The following is an 18,065-nucleotide window of genomic DNA, read 5'->3' as shown; positions in this document are numbered from 1 at the left end:
TGCTCAGTCTGCCGCCGCGGCCTTCCAGCGCCGCAACAGCAGCGCATTGCTGACCACGGTGACGCTGCTGAAGGCCATCGCGCCGCCGGCGATCACCGGGCTCAGCAAGCCCAAGGAGGCCAGCGGAATGCCCACGGCATTGAAGACGAAGGCCCAGAACAGGTTTTGACGGATCTTGGCGTGGGTACGGCGCGAGATCGCCAGCGCGTCGGCCACGCGGGCCGGGTCGCCGTGCATCAGCGTGATGCCGGCCGCGTGCATGGCCACATCGGTGCCGCCGCCATCCGGGTGCGCCATCGCGATGCCGACATCGGCCGCCGCCAGCGCCGGCGCGTCGTTGATGCCGTCGCCCACCATCGCCACCTTGACGCCGCCCCGCCTGAGCTCGCCGACGATGCGGGCCTTGTCCTCGGGCAGCACCTCGGCACGCACATCGCTGATGCCCAGCGCTGCCGCCACTGCCGCCGCGGCACCGCGGTTGTCGCCCGAGACCAGCACGCTGCGCACGCCCAGCGCCGCCAGTCGCTTCACCGCGGCGGCGGCCTGGGGTTTGAGGGTGTCGCCAAAGGCCAGCCGGCCCAGCAGTTCCCAGCCGCCGGCGGCCGTGGCCCCGGCCAGATAAGACAAAGTGTGGCCCTGGTCCACCGCCGCCGCCGCATCCGGGGCAGCGACTGAGACGCCGCTTTCCTGCATCCAGCGCGCGCTGCCCAGGCGCAGCGCGCGGCCGGCCACCTCGCCGGCCACGCCGCGCCCCGGCACCGCGCGCAGGCTGCTGGCAGCCGGCACGGCCAGGCCATCGGCGGCGGCGGCCTCCAGCACCGCGCGGGCCAGCGGGTGGCTGCTGCCGGCCTGCAGCGCGGCGGCAGCCACGATCAGGGTCGCCTTGTCGCCGGCCAGCGGCTGGGCATCCACGAGGCGTGGCCGACCCTCGGTGAGGGTGCCGGTCTTGTCCCAGGCCACCACGCGCACGGCGTGGGCCAGCTCCAGCGCCTCGGCGTCCTTGATCAGGATGCCGTGGCGGGCGGCCACGCCGGTGCCGGCCATGATGGCTGCCGGCGTGGCCAGACCCAGCGCGCAGGGGCAGGCGATCACCAGCACCGCCACCGCGTGCAGCACGGCCGCCGTCCAGTCGCCCACCGCCGCGCCAAGACCCAGGCCCCAGGCCAGCAGCGTGAGCGCCGCCACGCCGGCAACGGCCGGCACGAAGACGGCGCTGACACGATCGACCAGGCGCTGGATCGGCGCCTTGCCGGCCTGGGCCGACTCGACCATGCGCACGATGCGCGCCAGCAGGGTTTCGGCGCCGATGGCGCTGGTGCGCAGCAGCAGCAGGCCGTCGCCGTTGACGGCGCCGCCGGCCACGCGGCCACCCGGGCCGCGCGCCACCGGCAGGCTTTCGCCGGTGATGAGCGATTCGTCGACCGCGCTCTCGCCCTCGACGACGACGCCGTCGACGGCGATGCGCTCGCCCGGCCGCACGACCACCAGATCGCCCACGCGCACCTCGGCCAGCGGCAGGTCGACATCGCCGCCCGCGCGGCGCACGCGCGCCGTGGCCGGGCGCAGCGCATTGAGCGCGCGGATGGCCTCGCCGGTCTGGCGGCGGGCGCGCGCCTCCAGCCACTTGCCCAGCAGCACGAGCGCAATGACGACGGCCGAGCTTTCGAAATAGAGCGCCGGCATGGCCCCCGCCGGCGCCGCGAGCAGGCCCCAGACGCTGAGGCCGAAGGCCGCCGTCGTGCCCATCGCCACCAGCAGATCCATATTGCCGGCGCCGGCGCGCAGCGCGCCCCAGCCGGCGCGGTAGAAGCGTGCGCCCAGCCAGAACTGCACCGGCGCCGCCAGCGCCAGCTGCCACCAGCCCGGCAACATCCAGTGCCAGCCGAACACCAGGCCCAGCATGGGCAGCACCAGCGGCAGCGACAGCAGCGCGGCCGTCACCACCCGCGCGCCCTCGCCCAGGCGGCGCGCGGTTGCCGGGCTGTCGGCGCGCGCCGGCGCCAGCACGCGGTAGCCGGCCTTGACCACGGCCGCGCTCACCGCCTCGGCCGCCGCCGCATCACCCTCGCGCGCCGCCAGCGTCACGGTGGCGGTTTCGGTGGCGAGGTTGACGCTCACCGCCAGCGCGCCCGGCACGCGGGCGATAGCCTTCTCGACCCGCGCGACACAAGAGGCGCAGCTCATGTCGCCGATGGGCAACTGCAGCGTGTACGTGGCGACGCCATAGCCGGCCTTCTCGACCGCCTGGCGCAGGGCGGCAGGCTCGAATCCGGGCGCGGTGGCGACGCTCAGCGTCTCGGTGGCCAGGTTGACGCCGGCCTGCAGCACGCCGGGCACCTTGCGCGCTGCCTTCTCGACGCGGCCGGCGCAGGAGGCGCAGGTCATGCCGTCGACGGGCAGGCTCCAGGGGCTGGGTTGGGCGGCGGCGCGGGCGGAAGTCATGGTTGGCGATGATGCCGCCCCGGGCCCACTTCAAGCGTGTCCCAGGTCACCAAGTTCACCCAGGCTGCGGCCGGGCTTGATCGGCGTCGAATTGCCGCCATATTGAAGGCGCACACTCACGCTTCCTTTCGACAACATCGCCTTGAAGGCCAGCCCATGATCCAGTTCGAAGTTCCCGACATGACCTGCGGCCACTGCGTGCGCAGCGTCACCGAGGCCGTGAAGGCCGCCGACCCGGCCGCCGAAGTTGCCATCGACCTGCCCAGCCACCGCGTCCAGGTCAACAGCACGCTGCCGCGCGAGGTGATCGCGGCTCAGATCGTCGAGGCCGGCTTCACGCCCGACTGAGCCAGCCCGGCCGAGGGCATGGGCGCGTGGCTACACTCGCAGCCCCCATGGCCGGCATCCACATCACCGACATCGAGTCCGCCATCAACTGGTGGCGCGAGCGCTCGCCCTCGCCCGACGGCATCAGCGCCTGCGCCGAGGTGCGCGCGCTGGCCGGGGTCTACGGCCTGATGGTCTACCACCGCGAGTCGCTGTGCGACGAGGTCAGCATGCCCGTGGCCGCACACGCCGCCTGGCTGGCCTGGTACGCGACCACGCCCGACGCGCCCTGCATCGCGATCTGCTCAACCAGCCAGGGCGACGCCATCTGCAAGGGCTGCGGGCGCAGCTTCGACGAGGTGCAGCACTGGCCCGGCTACACACCGGCCGAGAAGCGCGCCGTCTGGCGCCGCATCAGCCTGGAGGCCACGGCCTGGCGCTTCAACCGCTATGCCGAGCGTGCGCGCCGCGCCAGCGGTGCCGACCACCCGCCGCCGGAGGTCTTTGCCGACCCGCCCGCGGCCCCCGCCTGAACCGCGCCGCCGCGTGAGCCTGCCCTTGCCGCCGCAGCCGGGCCACTCGCCGGGGGCCAGCCTGCGCCGCATCCTGCCGCTGGCCTGGCCGGTCTTCGTGGGCCAGGTCTCGGTGCTGGCCTTCGCCACCATCGACACCCTGCTGGTCGCCCGCGCCTCGGCGGCCGACCTGGCGGCGCTGGCGGTGGGCGGCGCCACCTACGTCACCGTCTTCATCGGCTGCATGGGCATCCTGATGGCCCTGATGCCCATCGCCGGCCAATTGCATGGCGCCGGCCGCGACGCCGAGGCCGGCCGCCAGGCCCACCAGGCGGTGTGGATCGCACTCGGCCTGTCGGCCCTGGGTTGCGCCGTGCTGGTGTTTCCGGCGCCCTTCCTGGCGCTGGCGCGCGCCGGCCCCGAGGTGGCTGCCAAGGTGCGGGCCTATCTGCTGGGCGTGGCGCTGGCACTGCCGGCCTCGCTGCTGTTCACCGTCTTTCGCGCCCTCAACAACGGCGTCTCGCGGCCCAAGGCGGTGATGGCCATCCAGCTGGGCGGGCTGGCCGTGAAGGCGCCGATGTCGGCGGCACTGGTGTTCGGGCTGGCGCCGCTGGGCCTGCCCGCCCTGGGCGCGGCCGGCTGCGGCATCGCCACCGCGCTGGCGATGTGGGCCCAGCTGCTGCTTTCGGCCTGGGTGCTCAAGCGTGACGCTTTTTACGCGCCCTTTGCCCTGCTCGGCCGCGGCCTCGACCGCCCACGGCGCGCGCCGCTGCTGGAGCAACTGCGACTGGGCCTGCCGATGGGCGCCTCGATCATGGTCGAGGTGACCGGCTTCACCTTCATGGCCATCTTCATCTCGCGCCTGGGCACGACGCCGGTGGCCGGCCACCAGATCGCCGTCAATCTGGTGTCGCTGCTCTTCATGATGCCGCTGGCCATTGGCAATGCCGGCAGCACCCTGGTGGCCCAGCGCATAGGCGCTGGCGACCTTGCCGATGCGCGCCGCCTGGGCGGCCACAGCCTGCTGCTGGGCTGCAGCTTTGCCGCCGTGGTGGGCAGCGCCGTCTTTTTCTGGCGTGAGCAGGTGCTGGGCCTGTACACCAGCGACGCCGCGGTGATGGCCGCGGCGCTGCCGCTGCTGGCCTGGGTGGCCCTGTTCCATGTCGCCGACGGCGCCCAGATCATTGCCGCCTTCGTGCTGCGAGCCTACAAGGTGGCCACCGTGCCGCTGGTCATCTACGTCACCGCGATGTGGGGCGTGGGCCTGGGCGGCGGCTGGGTGCTGGCCTTCGACCTGCCCGGCAGCGTGCCCCTTGAATGGCAGGGCGCACGCGGCTTCTGGCTGGCCAGCACGACGGGGCTGGTGCTGGCGGGGGTGGCGCTGTCGGTGGAGATGGGGCGGGTGATGGGGCGGAGCGGTGTGGTCGCGATGGGACGCAGGCCCTGACATGGCGCCTCAGTCAGCGCCCGCGACTGATGCCATGATCGGCCTGCAGCGCCCACGTTGCCCCAGGCGCCCACGCCCATTCGAGGAGGAACAAGCTTGAACATGACCTTCCATCGCGCCCACCGGGCGGCCCGGTACCTCGCGCCTTGGCTGGCGGCCCTGGCCGTCGCCGTGTCCGGCCTTGCGCAGGCACAGACCAAGCCGGCCGTCGGCGACCTGCCCGTCTCGGCCATCGTGCCGGCCACGCCCGCTCCGCCCGGCACCGAGGTGGCGCCGGTGATGCAGGCTCCGGGCATCGACACCCTGGCCACCATCCGCAAGCGCGGGCGGCTGCGCGTGGGCGTGATCACGGTCGAGCCGATGGTGATGCGCGATGCCAGCGGCGAATTCAGCGGCCTGAGCGTCGATGTGATGCGCCGCATGGCGCAGGAGATGGACGTCGGCGTCGACTTCATCGTGACCAATCCGCTGGTGATGATCCAGGACCTGCGCGACGGCCGTTTCGACCTGCTGGCCACAGGCCTGTGGATGAGCACCGAGCGCGCGATGGTCATCAACTTCACCGAGCCGACCGTCAACGAAGGCGTCTACCTCGTCGCCAACCGCGCGCTGGCCGGCAAGTGGCGCCAGTTGTCCGACTACGACAAGCCCACCGTGAAGATCGCCGTCTACTCCAACACGGCGCAGGAGAAGCTGGCACGGCGCCTGTTTCCGCGCGCCCGCATCGTGCGCGTGGATGGCAACGAATCCATGGTGGTCGCCAGCGGCGATGCCCATGCGGCGCTGGTGCCCACGCTGGCGCCCGAAGCGCTGCTGCAGCGCGCGCCGGCCAAGCTCTTCCTGCCACGCGACCAGCCGGTGAGCTACACGCCCGCCGCCTTCGGCGTGCGCAAGGGCGATCCCGACTTCCTCAACTTCCTCAACACCTGGCTCGCGCTGCGCCGCGGCGAGGGCTGGCTGGAAGAGCGGGCTCGCCACTGGGTGTCGAGCAAGGGCGCCGGCAAGGCGCCGTGAAGGCGGGCGCGACGGCGCTATGCCGCCGTCGCCTGCCTCACCGCCCTGTCCCACCCTGCCATCAGTTCGGCCGCACGCTCGCGCGCCATCGTCGGCAGGAAGCGGCGCTCCACCTGCCATTGCTCCGACAGTTCATCGAGATCGCGCCAGACGCCGCACGAGAGCCCGGCCAGGTAGGCCGCGCCCAGCGCCGTGGTCTCGATGACCTTGGGCCGCACCACCGGGATGCCCAACAGGTCGGCCTGGAACTGCATCAGCAGGTCGTTGACGCAGGCGCCGCCGTCCACGCGCAGCTCGCTCACCGCGGCGTCGCCGGCGGCGGCAGCGTCGCGCGCCATGGCCTGCAGCAGGGCGGCACTCTGGAAGGCGATGCTTTCCAGCGCGGCGCGGGCGATGTGGCCCACGGTGCTGCCGCGCGTGAGGCCGACGATGGCGCCGCGCGCCTCGGCCTTCCAGTAGGGCGCGCCCAGGCCGGTGAAGGCGGGCACGAAGATCACGCCACCGGCATCGGGCACGCTCTGCGCCAGCGCCTCGACCTGGCCGCTGCCCTGGATGGCGCGCAGGCCGTCGCGCAGCCATTGCACCACCGCGCCGCCGATGAAGACGCTGCCTTCGAGCGCGAATTCCGGCGTGGCGCCGGGCTGGGCCGCGCTGGTGGTGATGAGGCCGTTGCGGCTGGCCTGGAACTGCGCGCCGGTGTGCATCAGCATGAAGCAGCCCGTGCCATAGGTGTTCTTGGCCAGGCCGGCCTTGAAGCAGGCCTGGCCGAAGAGCGCGCTCTGCTGGTCGCCGGCCATGCCGCCCACCGGCAGGGCCGCGCCCAGCCACTGCGCCTGGGTGTGGCCATAGACATGGCTGGACGGATGCACGGCCGGCAGCAGCCCCGGCGGGATGTCGAGGATGGTCAGCAGCTCTTCATCCCAGCGGTTGGCGTGGACGTCCAGCATCAGCGTGCGCGCGGCATTGCTCACGTCGGTGGCGTGTACCGCGCCGCCGGTCAGCTGCCACAGCAGCCAGCTGTCGACGGTGCCGAAGGCGAGTTCGCCGCGCTCGGCCGCGGCGCGGGCGCCGTCCACATGGTCAAGAATCCACTTGAGCTTGGTGCCCGAGAAATAGGCGTCAACGATGAGGCCGGTCTTGCGCCGGAACAGTTCTTCCAGCCCCTGGGCGCGCAGCGCGGCGCAGGTGGGTTCGGCGCGGCGGTCCTGCCAGACGATGGCGTTGTAGATGGGCTGCCCGGTGCGGCGGTTCCACACCACCGTGGTCTCGCGCTGGTTGGTGATGCCAATGGAGGCGATGTCGGCCGCCGTGAGCCCGGCCTTGGCCAGGGCCTCGCGTGCGGTGGCAATCTGGGTTTCCCAGATCTCCAGCGGGTCGTGCTCCACCCAGCCCGGCTGCGGGTAGATCTGGCGAAACTCGCGCTGGGCCATCGCGACGATGCGGCCCTGGCCGTCGAAGACGATGCTGCGCGAGCTGGAAGTGCCCTGGTCCAGGGCCAGCAGATGGGTCTTCATGGGTTGCACACCTTCAACGTGACGCCGGCGTCGGCGAGCATGGCAGGAAAGGGCTCGGGCGGGGCCTGGTCGGTGAACAGCATGTCAACCTGGTCCAGCCGGCCCAGTTCCACCATCGCCGGCCGGTTGAACTTGCTGTGGTCGGCTGCCATCCAGATCACGCGCGAGTGGCCGATGATGGCGCGCGCCACCTTGACCTCGCGGTAATCGAAGTCGCGCAGCGTGCCATCGGCTTCGATGGCCGAGACGCCGATGAGGCCGATGTCGACCTTGAACTGCTGGATGAAGTCGACCGTGACCTCGCCGACGATGCCGCGGTCGCGCGAGCGCACCACGCCGCCGGCGACGATGACCTCGCAGTCGGGGTTGTCCGAGAGGATGGCCGCCACATTGAGGTTGTTGGTGATGACACGCAGGCCCTTGTGGCCCAGCAGCTCGCGTGCGATGGCCTCGGTGGTGGTGCCGATGTTGATGATGAGCGAGCAGTCGTTGGGCACCTCGGCCGCCACCGCGCGGGCGATGCGGCGCTTGGGCTCGTCGTTGAGCTGCTGGCGCTGGCGGTAGGCGATGTTCTCGATGGTCGAGCTGGGCACGCGCACGCCGCCGTGAAAGCGCGCCAGCAGGCCGGCATCCGAAAGCAGGCGCACATCGCGCCTCACCGTCTGCAAGGTGACGCCGAACTGCTCGGCCAGGGCCTCCACCGAGACGCTGTTGAGGCGGCGCACGGCGTCGAGCAGCTGCAACTGGCGCGGGCTGGGATTCATGGCAAGCGAATCTAAACGAACACGCAACAGTGCAAACTAGGGTAGTTACCGATATAAAAGGAACATCAAACGAACAGAATCGCTCCGGAACGAAAACAGCCCCGGCCCACCGCGACGCCTGCATGCCCATGACCGAGCCCCGCCCCAGCCCCGAGCCCCCCGCGCACTGTGACGTGCTGGTGGTGGGCGGTGGCATCAACGGTGCCGGCATCGCACGCGACCTCGCCGGCCGCGGCCTGCGCGTGGTGCTGTGCGAGAAGGACGACCTCGCCTCCCACACCTCGGGCGCCTCCACCAAGCTCATCCACGGCGGCCTGCGCTACCTGGAGTACTACGAGTTCGGCCTCGTGCGCAAGTCGCTGGCCGAGCGCGAGGTGCTGCTCAAGAGCGCGCCCCACATCATGTGGCCGCTGCGCTTCGTGATGCCTCACGACCCCGGCATGCGGCCGGCCTGGATGATCCGCATCGGCCTCTTTATGTACGACCACCTGGCGCGGCGCGAGGTGCTGCCGGGTTCGGGCAGCATCGATCTGCGCAGCCATGCGGCCGGCAAGCCGCTGCAGCGGCGCTTCAGCCGCGGCTTCGTGTATTCAGACGGCTGGGTCGACGACGCCCGCCTGGTGGTGCTGAACGCCTTGGACGCCGCGGCGCGCGGCGCCACCGTGCTGACGCGCTGCGCCTGCATCGATGCCAAACGCGAGGCCACGCAGTGGCAGTTGACGCTGCGCGAAGCCGGCGGCGCGACGCGGCGGCTGACCGCGCGGGCACTGGTCAACGCGGCCGGCCCCTGGGCGGCGCAGTTCCTGGCCGAGCACGCCCACGCACCCAAGACACGCGCGCTGCGCCTGGTCAAGGGCAGCCACATCGTCGTGCCACGCATGTTCGAGCACGACCACGCCTACATCTTCCAGAACCCCGACAAGCGCATCATCTTCGCCATCCCCTACGAGGGCGCGTTCACGCTCATCGGCACCACCGATGTCGAGTACCGCGGCCCCATCGGCGACGCCAAGATCGACGAGGAAGAGATCGTCTACCTCTGCGAGCAGGCCAGCCGCTATTTCGAGCGCCCGGTGCGGCGCGCCGACGTGCACTGGTCCTACTCCGGCGTGCGCCCGCTGATCGATGACGAATCGGGCAACCCGGCCGCCGTAACGCGCGACTACTCGCTGGAACTCGACACCTCGGCGGCGCCGCTGCTCAGCGTCTTCGGCGGCAAGATCACCACCTTCCGCAAGCTCGCCGAGGAAGCGGCCGACCGCCTCTCGCCGCCGCTGGCGGTGGCCAAGGGCGCCTGGACCGAGGGCACCTTCCTGCCCGGCGGCGACCTCTCGGCCTGGATAGGGCCGCCCCAGCGTCCCGACACCGACTTCGAGCGCTTCGTGCAGGCGTTGACGAAGAAGCACCCGGCGCTGCCTGAGGCGCTGGTGCGACGCCTGGCGCGCGCCTACGGGGGCCGCGTGAGCCTGGTGCTGGACGCCGGGCCTGCCGGCACCCTCGGTGCCGAGGTCGCCCCCGGCCTCTTCGAAGCCGAACTCAACTATCTGCACGCGCATGAATGGGCGCGCAGCACCGACGACGTGCTTTGGCGCCGCAGCAAGCTGGGCCTGCACATGGACGCCGCCGCGCGTGCGCGCGTGGCCGACTGGTGCCGCAGCCACTGGCCCGAGGCCGCCAGCGCCGCGGCGGCCTCCAAGGAGACGACATGGAGTTGAGGCTCGAGGGCATCGCCCAGCGCTGGGGGGCGGCCCACCACCTCTATGCGATGGATCTGGCCCTGGTGCCGCGTGCGGTAACGGTGCTGCTGGGCGCCACCCAGGCCGGCAAGACGACGCTGATGCGCGTGATGGCCGGGCTGGACAAGCCCAGCGCCGGCCGCGTGCTGGCCGACGGACAGGATGTCACCGGCGTGCCGGTGCGCGAGCGCAATGTCGCCATGGTCTACCAGCAGTTCATCAACTACCCCTCGATGACGGTGGCCGACAACATTGCCTCGCCGCTCAAGCTGCAGGGCGCGCTGGACCGCGCCGCCATCGCTGCGCGCGTGGACGAACTGGCGCGGCGCCTGCACATCGAGCCCTTTCTGAAGCGCCTGCCGGCCGAGTTGTCGGGCGGCCAGCAGCAGCGCGTGGCACTGGCGCGCGCACTGGCCAAGAAGGCGCCGCTGATGCTGCTGGACGAGCCCCTGGTCAACCTCGACTACAAGCTGCGCGAAGAGCTGCGCGACGAGCTCTCGGCCCTGTTTGCCAGCGGCGAATCGACCGTGGTCTACGCCACCACCGAGCCCACCGAGGCCTTGCTGCTGGGCGGCTATACCGCGGTGATGGACGCCGGCGAACTGCTGCAGTACGGGCCCACGGCCGAGGTCTTCCACCGGCCGCGCTCGATCCGCGTGGCGCGCGCCTTCAGCGACCCGCCGATGAACCTGGTCGAGGCCCATGCCGCGGCCGCGGGCATCGCGCTGCCGGCCGGGCTGACCTTGCCACTGAGCGTGCCGCCCGGCCACCCAAGCACGGGCTTTCAGGCGCTCACCGTGGGCATACGCGCCAGCGCCCTGCGCGTACACGGCCGGCCTGGCGACCTCAGCCTGCCGGGCCAGGTGGAGCTGGCCGAGATCTCGGGCTCGGACAGCTTCGTCCACGTTGCCACGCCCATCGGCGAGCTGGTGGCGCAGCTGCCCGGCGTGCACGCCTTCACGCTGGGCTCGGCCCTCACGCTCTACCTGAACCCGGCCCAGGTCCATGTCTTCGATGCGCGCGGCGATCTGCTCATCGCGCCGGCGGCCAGCACCACGGCGGGGAATAACTGACATGGCCCGCATCGATCTCGACCTCGCCCACGCCTACCGGCCCAACCCGCAGCGCGACGAAGACTACGCGCTGCTGCCGCTGAAGATGACGTTCGAGGACGGCGGCGCCTATGCGCTGCTGGGCCCCTCGGGCTGCGGCAAGACGACGCTGCTCAACATCGTCTCGGGCCTCGTCACGCCCTCCCACGGCGGCCTGCGCTACGACGGCCGCGATGTCACCGCCTTGAGCCCGCAGCAGCGCAACATCGCGCAGGTGTTCCAGTTCCCGGTCATCTACGACACCATGACGGTGGCCGAGAACCTGGCCTTTCCGCTGCGCAATCGCGGCGTGCCGGCCGACCGCATCAAGGAGCGCGTGGGCCGCATCGCCGAGATGCTGGAACTGTCGGGCCAGCTGGGCACGCGCGCCGCCGGCCTGGCCGCCGACGCCAAGCAGAAGATCTCGCTCGGCCGCGGCCTCGTGCGCGAGGACGTCTCGGCCGTGCTCTTCGACGAGCCGCTGACGGTGATCGACCCGCACCTCAAGTGGCAGCTGCGGCGCAAGCTCAAGCAGATCCATGCCGAACTGAAGCTGACGCTCATCTACGTCACGCACGACCAGGTCGAGGCGCTCACCTTCGCCCAGCAGGTGGTGGTGATGACGCGAGGCCGCGCGGTGCAGATCGGCAGCGCCAGCGAACTCTTCGAGCGCCCGCGCCATACCTTCGTCGGCAACTTCATCGGCTCGCCGGGCATGAACTTCCTGCCGGCGCAGGCGGTGGACGACGGCGTGCGCGTGGCCGGGCGCGTGTTCGCCGCACCCGCCAACGGCCTCGCCGGCGCTGGCCCGCTGACCCTGGGCATACGGCCTGAATACGTGCGGCTGGCGGCTGCCGGCGGCGTGGGCGCCGTGCCCGGCGTGGTGGTACAGGTGCAGGACATCGGCACCTACTGGCTGCTCACCACCCGCCTGGGCGAGGCCGCCGACGCGCCCATCCTGCGCGCCCGCCTCAGCCCCGAGCAGGCCATCCCCAAGCTCGGCGAGGCGGTCTGGCTGTCCATCGTCGGCAGCCACACCTGCTGGTACCGCAACGAGGAACTCATTGCATGAGCGCCATCAAGCCCGTCAACCAGAAGGCCTGGTTGCTGATCCTGCCGGTCATCCTGTGCGTGGCCTTCTCGGCCATCCTGCCGCTGATGACGGTGGTCAATTACTCGGTGCAGGACATCATCTCGCCCGAGCGCCGCGTCTTCGTCGGCACCGAATGGTTCAAGTCCGTGATGCGCGACGACGACCTGCAGGGCGCGCTGCTGCGCCAGATGGGTTTCTCGCTCAGCGTGCTGCTGGTGGAGATTCCGCTGGGCATCGCGCTGGCGCTCTCGATGCCGGCCACGGGCTGGCGGTCTTCGGCGGTGCTGGTGACGGTGGCGATCTCGCTGCTCATCCCCTGGAATGTGGTCGGCACCATCTGGCAGATCTATGGCCGCACCGACATCGGCCTGCTCGGCGCCACGCTGGCCGCCTTGGGCATCGAGTACAGCTACACCGGCAACGCCACCCACGCCTGGCTCACGGTGCTGGTGATGGATGTCTGGCACTGGACGCCGCTGGTGGCCCTGCTCTGCTACGCCGGCCTGCGCGCCATCCCCGACGCCTACTACCAGGCGGCGCGCATCGACGGCGCCAGCAAGCTCGCCGTCTTCCGCTACATCCAGCTGCCCAAGCTGCGCGGCGTGCTGATGATCGCGGTGCTGCTGCGCTTCATGGACAGCTTCATGATCTACACCGAGCCCTTCGTGCTGACAGGCGGCGGGCCCGGCAACGCCACCACCTTTCTCAGTCAGTACCTGACGCAGAAGGCCGTGGGCCAGTTCGACCTCGGCCCCGCGGCGGCCTTCTCGCTGATCTACTTCCTCATCATCCTGCTGCTGTGCTTCATCCTCTACAACTGGATGCAGCGCGTGGGCACGCAAGACGCCAGCGAGGCCGGCCATGGATAAGCGGTTCAAGAAACGCAGCATCTTCCTGCTGCTGTACCTGGTGTTCGCCATCTTGCCGGTGTACTGGATGGTCAACATGTCCTTCCGCACCAACGAGGAAATCCTCTCGGCCTTCAGCCTGTGGCCCAAGAACTTCACGATCGAGCACTACAAGACCATCTTCACCGACGTCTCGTGGTACTCGGGCTACATCAACTCGATGATCTACGTCGCCATCAACACCGTGATCTCGCTGGTGGTGGCCCTGCCCGCGGCCTATGCCTTCAGCCGCTACAGCTTTCTCGGCGACAAGCACGTCTTCTTCTGGCTGCTGACCAACCGCATGACGCCGCCGGCCGTCTTTTTGCTGCCCTTCTTCCAGCTCTACACCACGCTGGGCCTGATGGACACGCACATCGCGGTGGCCCTGGCCCACCTGCTGTTCAACGTGCCGCTGGCGGTGTGGATCCTGGAAGGCTTCATGAGCGGCATCCCGCGCGAGATCGACGAGACCGCCTACATCGACGGCTACTCTTTCCCGCGCTTCTTCCTCACCATCTTCATCCCCCTCATCAAGGCCGGCGTCGGCGTGGCGGCCTTCTTCTGCTTCATGTTCAGCTGGGTCGAACTGCTGATGGCGCGCACGCTCACCAGCGTCGACGCCAAGCCCATCGTCGCGACGATGACGCGCACCGTCTCGGCCTCGGGCATGGACTGGGGCGTGCTGGCCGCTGCCGGCGTGCTGACCATAGTCCCCGGCGCCATCGTGATCTGGTTCGTGCGCAACTACATCGCCAAGGGCTTCGCGATGGGCCGAGTCTGAAGACCGGAAGGAACTGCAATGAGTACCGACTCGAACGTCTTCATCAAGCGGCCACCGCGGAACTGGCTCTGCCAGGCCGCTGGCGGCGCCCCCCTGGGGGGGAGGCGGCCGCAGGCCGCTTCGGGGGGGGGCCATGTTTGAATGGATGGCCTGGACGCTGCCGGTGGCGGTGTTCTTCTGCTGCATCGTGCTGATGCTGGGCGTGATGACGGTGTGGGAAATCAAGTCACCCACCGTGGCGCGCAAGGGCTTCCTGCCCATCGTCACCACGCGCGGCGACCGCCTCTTCATAGGCCTGCTTTCCGCGGCCTATGTCAACCTGGCCTTCGTTGCGGTGAGCGAGAAGATGATCGAATGGTTCGGCCTCGAGGCCGAGCCTTCGATCTGGTTCAGCTTCGTTGCCTCGATGGCGCTGCTGGCCCTGGTGATGCGCCGCGGCTGAGCCTTTACGATAGAGAAAGCGCCCCGGCCAATGCTTCCCGGCCGGCGTCGCATCAATTGAACGGGAAGTGCCTCCTGAGGAGACTGGAAATGAAATTGCGCTTGCATGCCGTGGCCTTCGCCGCTGCCGCCCTGGCCCTGGGCCAGGCCGCCTGGGCCGGCGAGGCCGAGGCCAAGAAGTGGATCGACAGCGAATTCCAGCCGTCGACGCTGAGCAAGGACCAGCAGATGGCCGAGATGAAGTGGTTCATCGAAGCCGCCAAGAAGCTGCAGGCCAAGGGCGTGAAGGAGATTGCGGTGGTCTCCGAGACCATCACCACGCACGAGTACGAGAGCAAGACCCTGGCCAAGGCCTTTACCGAAATCACCGGCATCACCGTCAAGCACGACCTGATCCAGGAAGGCGACGTGGTCGAGAAGCTGCAGACCAGCATGCAGTCTGGCAAGAGCATCTACGACGGCTGGATTTCGGACAGCGACCTGATCGGTACCCACTACCGCTACGGCAAGATCATGAACCTGACCGACTACATGTCGGGCAAGGGCAAGGATTTCACCAACCCCGGCCTGGACCTGAAAGACTTCATCGGCACCAGCTTCACCACCGGCCCCGACAAGAAGCTCTACCAGCTGCCCGACCAGCAGTTCGCCAACCTCTACTGGTTCCGCGCCGATCTGTTTGCGCGCCAGGACCTGAAGGACAAGTTCAAGGCCAAGTACGGCTATGACCTGGGCGTGCCCCTGAACTGGAGCGCCTACGAGGACATCGCCGAGTTCTTCACCAACGACGTGAAGACCATCGACGGCAAGCCCATCTACGGCCACATGGACTACGGCAAGAAGGATCCCAGCCTGGGCTGGCGCTTCACCGACGCCTGGCTTTCGATGGCCGGCACCGCCGACATCGGCATCCCCAACGGCAAGCCGGTGGACGAGTGGGGCATCCGCGCCTCGGCCGACGGCTGCACGCCGCTGGGCGCCAGCGTCTCGCGCGGCGGCGCCACCAACTCGCCGGCCGCGGTCTATGCGCTGACCAAGTACGTCGACTGGATGAAGAAGTACGCGCCCAAGGAAGCCACCGGCATGACCTTCGGCGAAGCCGGCCCGGTGCCGGCCCAGGGCCAGATCGCGCAGCAGATCTTCTGGTACACGGCCTTCACCGCCGACATGACCAAGCCGGGCCTGCCGGTGGTCAATGCCGACGGCACGCCCAAGTGGCGCATGGCGCCCGGCCCCAACGGCCCCTACTGGAAGCAGGGCATGCAGAACGGCTACCAGGACGTGGGCAGCTGGACCTTCTTCGACAAGCACGACGAGAACAAGACGGCCGCCGCCTGGCTGTACGCGCAGTTCGTGACCGCCAAGACCACGAGCCTGAAGAAGACCATCGTCGGCCTCACGCCCATCCGCGAAAGCGACATCCAGAGCAAGGCCATGACCGACATGGCGCCCAAGCTAGGCGGCCTGGTCGAGTTCTACCGCAGCCCGGCCCGCGTGGCCTGGACGCCCACCGGCACCAACGTGCCCGACTACCCCAAGCTGGCCCAGCTGTGGTGGAAGAACGTGGCCGTGGCCGTGACCGGCGAGAAGACGCCGCAGGCCGCGATGGACAACCTGGCCGAAGAGATGGACCAGGTGATGGCCCGCCTCGAGCGCGCCGGCATGGCCCGCTGCGCGCCCAAGCTCAACAAGAAGGAAGACCCGAGCAAGTACCTCAGCGACAAGGGCGCACCGTGGGCCAAGCTGGCCAATGAAAAGCCCAAGGGCGCAACCATCGCCTACGACACCCTGCTCAACGCCTGGAAGGCGGGCAAGGTGCGCTGATGAGGCATGGGGTGCAAGCCGCACCCCATTGACCGCTGACCCCGACGACCCCCGCGGCGCCCGCCGCGGGGGTCGTTTTCATGGGGGGCCCGCCTCGGCCGGCAAGCTCAGCACGAAGCAGCTGCCACCGCCTTCGCGGGCCTCGCAGACCACGCTGCCGCCATGGCGCTCGGCGATCTGGCGCACCAGCGACAGGCCCAGGCCCACGCCACCCTCGCGCTCGGCATGGCCGGGCAGGCGGAAGAAGGCCTCGAAGACGCGCTCGCGCCAGGCCTCGGGCACGCCGGGCCCGCGGTCGAGCACGCGCACCTCGACACGGTCGCCGCGCCGCGCGATCTCGGCCTCGACCTCGCCGCCGCCGTAGCGGCGGGCGTTTTCCAGCAGATTGCGCAGCGCGCGCCGCAGCAGACGCTCGTCGCCTGGCACTTGCAGATCCTCGCCCTGTACGCTGCCGCCTACGCGCGCCGCCTCTTCGGCGGCCAGCGCCAGCAGATCGACGGGCAAGCGCTGATCCAGGCCCGATGCGGCATCGAGCCGGCCTGAGAGCAGGATCTCTTCGACCAGTGCATCAAGCTCGCGGATATTGGTGGCGATCTCCTGCCGCAGCGCCGCGCGCTGGGCCGGCGCAGCGTCTTCCACCATCGCCACCGCCATCTTCAGCCTCGCCAGCGGCGAGCGCAGCTCGTGGCTGGCATTGGCCAGCAGGCTCTGGTGCGAACGCAGCAGCGTCTCGATGCGCGCGGCGGCGCGGTTGAAGCTGGCGCCCACCGCGGCCACCTCGTCCTGGCCGTCCTCGGCCACGCGCCGGCGCAGGTCACCGGCGCCGAAGGCCTCCACGCCCTGCTTGAGCGATTCGAGCCGCCGCGTCAGCCGCCGCACCACCGGCCAGGCGCCACCGGCCACGGCCGCGAACAGCACCAGCAGCAGCACGGCCAGGCCCAGGCCGTCGGGCCAGCCCGCCGGGCCCAGCCAGGGCGGGCGCAATTCGGGTGGGCGCATGTGTGGCGGCATGCGGCGTGGGTTGTGCCGCGGCACCCACAGCGTGCGACCGTCCCCGAAGCGTATCGGTTGCACCCGCGGCGGCCCGCCCGGCTGATCAAGCTCGCGCCGCGCAAAGGACTCCGATGCCCCCAGGCGCCGGCCCGCGGCATCGTCCAGCGCCATCGGCAGACGCAGGCGCTGCGACCAATCGCGCAAGGCCTCGACCTGCTGCTCGGCCGAAGCCCCGGCCGGCGGCAGTGAGCGCTCGATCAGGTCACCCCAGGCCTCGACGCGTTCGCGCATCTCGCCCTCGACGCGGCTGCGCTGGTCTTCGAGATGGCTGCGCACGATCCAGCCCGAGACCAGCGCGAACAGCGCCAGCGCGGCCACCACCGTGAGGTAGATGCGCAGGTAGAGGGAGCGCATGGAAGCTCTATTCAGCGTCCTGCTTCTTCGCGAAGACGTAGCCGGCCCCGCGCACCGTGAGCACGCGCTTGGGCGCCTTGGGGTCGTCCTCGATCACCGAGCGTATGCGCGAGATGTGGACGTCGATGCTGCGGTCGAAGGCCTCGAGCGGGTGGCCCTTGAGCGCATCCATGATCTGGTCGCGCGTGAGCACCCGGCCAGGGCTGCGCGCCAGCACCATGAGCAACTCGAACTGGTGGCTGGTGAGATCGCAGGGCTGGCCGTCCAGCCGCGCCTGGCGTGCGCCGAGGTCGACTTCGAGGCGGCCGAAGACCAGGACCTCATCGTCGCCGGTGTCGGGCGCGGCGCGGCGCAGCAAGGCCTTCACGCGCGCCAGCAGCTCGCGCGGCTCGAAGGGCTTGGGCAGGTAGTCGTCGGCGCCGATCTCCAGGCCCACGATGCGGTCGGTGGGCTCGCCGCGGGCGGTGAGCATCAAGAGCGGCAGCCGCCGCGTGCGCGGCTGCGCGCGCAGTTCGCGCGTGAAATCCAGGCCGTCGCCATCGGGCAGCATCAGGTCGAGCAGCAGCGCGTCGTAGGCGGCCTGGCGGATGCGGTCGCGGCCGGCGGCCAGAGAGCCCGCAGTGTCGACCTCGAAGCCGTTGTGGCGCAGGTAGCCGCCCACCATGTCGGTGAGGCGCAGATCGTCGTCGATGAGCAGCAGGCGTTGTTGGGGCACGGCAGACCAGTCTGGGCAGGGCCGGCCATGCGCGCCAGCCGCTGCCTGGTGGGGGACAGGTTCAGGC

16 protein-coding genes are annotated in these 18,065 nt (G+C 70.1%); 11 read left to right on the top strand and 5 right to left on the bottom strand.

Features of this window, described 5'->3' with window-relative positions; translation table 11 throughout:
• Window positions 1–3: 3 nt before the first annotated feature.
• A complete protein-coding gene (locus tag JMV16_RS08005) occupies window positions 4–2,442 on the bottom strand; it encodes a heavy metal translocating P-type ATPase (RefSeq protein WP_201493726.1) in 2,439 nt (812 codons plus the stop codon).
• Window positions 2,443–2,598: 156 nt separating this feature from the next.
• Here JMV16_RS08005 and JMV16_RS08000 point away from each other — a divergent pair, with 156 nt between their 5' ends.
• From JMV16_RS08000 to JMV16_RS07985, 4 genes are all read left to right on the top strand, one after another.
• On the top strand, window positions 2,599–2,790 hold the full coding sequence (locus JMV16_RS08000) for a heavy-metal-associated domain-containing protein (RefSeq protein ID WP_201493725.1): 192 nt from the start codon (window positions 2,599–2,601) through the stop codon (window positions 2,788–2,790).
• Between the two features lie 47 nt (window positions 2,791–2,837).
• Complete coding sequence (locus JMV16_RS07995; protein ID WP_201493763.1) at window positions 2,838–3,302, top strand: DUF3717 domain-containing protein; 465 nt, start codon at window positions 2,838–2,840, stop codon at window positions 3,300–3,302.
• A gap of 13 nt (window positions 3,303–3,315) precedes the next feature.
• The gene (locus tag JMV16_RS07990; RefSeq protein WP_236580408.1) at window positions 3,316–4,728 is read left to right on the top strand and encodes an MATE family efflux transporter; all 1,413 of its coding nucleotides are present in this window, start codon (window positions 3,316–3,318) and stop codon (window positions 4,726–4,728) included.
• 102 nt (window positions 4,729–4,830) lie between these two features.
• Window positions 4,831–5,742 (top strand): transporter substrate-binding domain-containing protein, encoded by a 912-nt coding sequence (locus JMV16_RS07985; RefSeq protein ID WP_236580412.1) that lies wholly within the window; start codon window positions 4,831–4,833, stop codon window positions 5,740–5,742.
• Window positions 5,743–5,759: 17 nt separating this feature from the next.
• Here the strand turns inward: JMV16_RS07985 and glpK are convergent, their stop codons facing one another.
• The gene (gene glpK / locus JMV16_RS07980) at window positions 5,760–7,256 is read right to left on the bottom strand and encodes a glycerol kinase GlpK (protein WP_201493722.1); all 1,497 of its coding nucleotides are present in this window, start codon (window positions 7,254–7,256) and stop codon (window positions 5,760–5,762) included.
• Window positions 7,253–8,020 carry a DeoR/GlpR family DNA-binding transcription regulator gene (locus JMV16_RS07975; RefSeq protein ID WP_201493721.1) on the bottom strand — a complete coding sequence of 256 codons (768 nt, stop codon included), beginning with the start codon at window positions 8,018–8,020 and terminating at the stop codon, window positions 7,253–7,255. Before JMV16_RS07975 ends, glpK begins: the two co-directional genes overlap by 4 nt.
• 128 nt (window positions 8,021–8,148) lie before the next feature.
• Here JMV16_RS07975 and glpD point away from each other — a divergent pair, with 128 nt between their 5' ends.
• From glpD to JMV16_RS07940, 7 genes are all read left to right on the top strand, one after another.
• Window positions 8,149–9,735, top strand: a complete 1,587-nt coding sequence (gene glpD / locus JMV16_RS07970) for a glycerol-3-phosphate dehydrogenase (protein ID WP_201493720.1) — start codon at window positions 8,149–8,151, stop codon at window positions 9,733–9,735.
• On the top strand, window positions 9,726–10,829 hold the full coding sequence (locus JMV16_RS07965) for an ABC transporter ATP-binding protein (protein WP_201493719.1): 1,104 nt from the start codon (window positions 9,726–9,728) through the stop codon (window positions 10,827–10,829). Before glpD ends, JMV16_RS07965 begins: the two co-directional genes overlap by 10 nt.
• 1 nt (window position 10,830) lies before the next feature.
• Complete coding sequence (locus JMV16_RS07960; protein ID WP_201493718.1) at window positions 10,831–11,919, top strand: ABC transporter ATP-binding protein; 1,089 nt, start codon at window positions 10,831–10,833, stop codon at window positions 11,917–11,919.
• Window positions 11,916–12,809: a carbohydrate ABC transporter permease gene (locus JMV16_RS07955; protein WP_201493717.1), complete on the top strand. Its 894-nt coding sequence runs from the start codon at window positions 11,916–11,918 to the stop codon at window positions 12,807–12,809. The genes JMV16_RS07960 and JMV16_RS07955 overlap by 4 nt, the downstream gene beginning before the upstream one ends.
• Window positions 12,802–13,611 (top strand): carbohydrate ABC transporter permease, encoded by an 810-nt coding sequence (locus JMV16_RS07950; protein WP_201493716.1) that lies wholly within the window; start codon window positions 12,802–12,804, stop codon window positions 13,609–13,611. Before JMV16_RS07955 ends, JMV16_RS07950 begins: the two co-directional genes overlap by 8 nt.
• A gap of 133 nt (window positions 13,612–13,744) precedes the next feature.
• Window positions 13,745–14,053, top strand: a complete 309-nt coding sequence (locus tag JMV16_RS07945) for a DUF2160 domain-containing protein (protein ID WP_201493715.1) — start codon at window positions 13,745–13,747, stop codon at window positions 14,051–14,053.
• A gap of 89 nt (window positions 14,054–14,142) precedes the next feature.
• Complete coding sequence (locus tag JMV16_RS07940) at window positions 14,143–15,876, top strand: ABC transporter substrate-binding protein (protein ID WP_201493714.1); 1,734 nt, start codon at window positions 14,143–14,145, stop codon at window positions 15,874–15,876.
• A gap of 78 nt (window positions 15,877–15,954) precedes the next feature.
• Here the strand turns inward: JMV16_RS07940 and JMV16_RS07935 are convergent, their stop codons facing one another.
• Together JMV16_RS07935 and JMV16_RS07930 are read right to left on the bottom strand one after the other, a co-directional pair.
• Entirely contained in the window at window positions 15,955–17,283 is a 1,329-nt protein-coding gene (locus tag JMV16_RS07935; RefSeq protein ID WP_201493713.1) for a sensor histidine kinase, read from the bottom strand.
• A 7-nt stretch (window positions 17,284–17,290) separates the two neighbouring features.
• Window positions 17,291–17,998 carry a response regulator gene (locus tag JMV16_RS07930; protein ID WP_255511416.1) on the bottom strand — a complete coding sequence of 236 codons (708 nt, stop codon included), beginning with the start codon at window positions 17,996–17,998 and terminating at the stop codon, window positions 17,291–17,293.
• Window positions 17,999–18,065 lie beyond the last annotated feature (67 nt).

The sequence above is a fragment of the Rubrivivax sp. A210 genome, from assembly GCF_904426505.1.
GTDB lineage: Bacteria > Pseudomonadota > Gammaproteobacteria > Burkholderiales > Burkholderiaceae_C > Rubrivivax.
The sequence above is the reverse complement of the archived record's forward strand: the minus strand, read 5'-3'. Positions and strand labels throughout refer to the sequence as shown.

Coding starts and splice junctions, on each gene's coding strand:
- glpK (WP_201493722.1), bottom strand. CDS start 7,256: ATGAAGACCCATCTGCTGGCCCTGGACCAGGGCACTTCCAGCTCGCGC.
- JMV16_RS07945 (WP_201493715.1), top strand. CDS start 13,745: ATGTTTGAATGGATGGCCTGGACGCTGCCGGTGGCGGTGTTCTTCTGC.
- JMV16_RS07960 (WP_201493718.1), top strand. CDS start 10,831: ATGGCCCGCATCGATCTCGACCTCGCCCACGCCTACCGGCCCAACCCG.
- JMV16_RS07985 (WP_236580412.1), top strand. CDS start 4,831: ATGACCTTCCATCGCGCCCACCGGGCGGCCCGGTACCTCGCGCCTTGG.
- JMV16_RS07955 (WP_201493717.1), top strand. CDS start 11,916: ATGAGCGCCATCAAGCCCGTCAACCAGAAGGCCTGGTTGCTGATCCTG.
- glpD (WP_201493720.1), top strand. CDS start 8,149: ATGACCGAGCCCCGCCCCAGCCCCGAGCCCCCCGCGCACTGTGACGTG.
- JMV16_RS07935 (WP_201493713.1), bottom strand. CDS start 17,283: ATGCGCTCCCTCTACCTGCGCATCTACCTCACGGTGGTGGCCGCGCTG.
- JMV16_RS07975 (WP_201493721.1), bottom strand. CDS start 8,020: ATGAATCCCAGCCCGCGCCAGTTGCAGCTGCTCGACGCCGTGCGCCGC.
- JMV16_RS08000 (WP_201493725.1), top strand. CDS start 2,599: ATGATCCAGTTCGAAGTTCCCGACATGACCTGCGGCCACTGCGTGCGC.
- JMV16_RS07995 (WP_201493763.1), top strand. CDS start 2,838: ATGGCCGGCATCCACATCACCGACATCGAGTCCGCCATCAACTGGTGG.
- JMV16_RS07965 (WP_201493719.1), top strand. CDS start 9,726: ATGGAGTTGAGGCTCGAGGGCATCGCCCAGCGCTGGGGGGCGGCCCAC.
- JMV16_RS07950 (WP_201493716.1), top strand. CDS start 12,802: ATGGATAAGCGGTTCAAGAAACGCAGCATCTTCCTGCTGCTGTACCTG.
- JMV16_RS07940 (WP_201493714.1), top strand. CDS start 14,143: ATGAAATTGCGCTTGCATGCCGTGGCCTTCGCCGCTGCCGCCCTGGCC.
- JMV16_RS08005 (WP_201493726.1), bottom strand. CDS start 2,442: ATGACTTCCGCCCGCGCCGCCGCCCAACCCAGCCCCTGGAGCCTGCCC.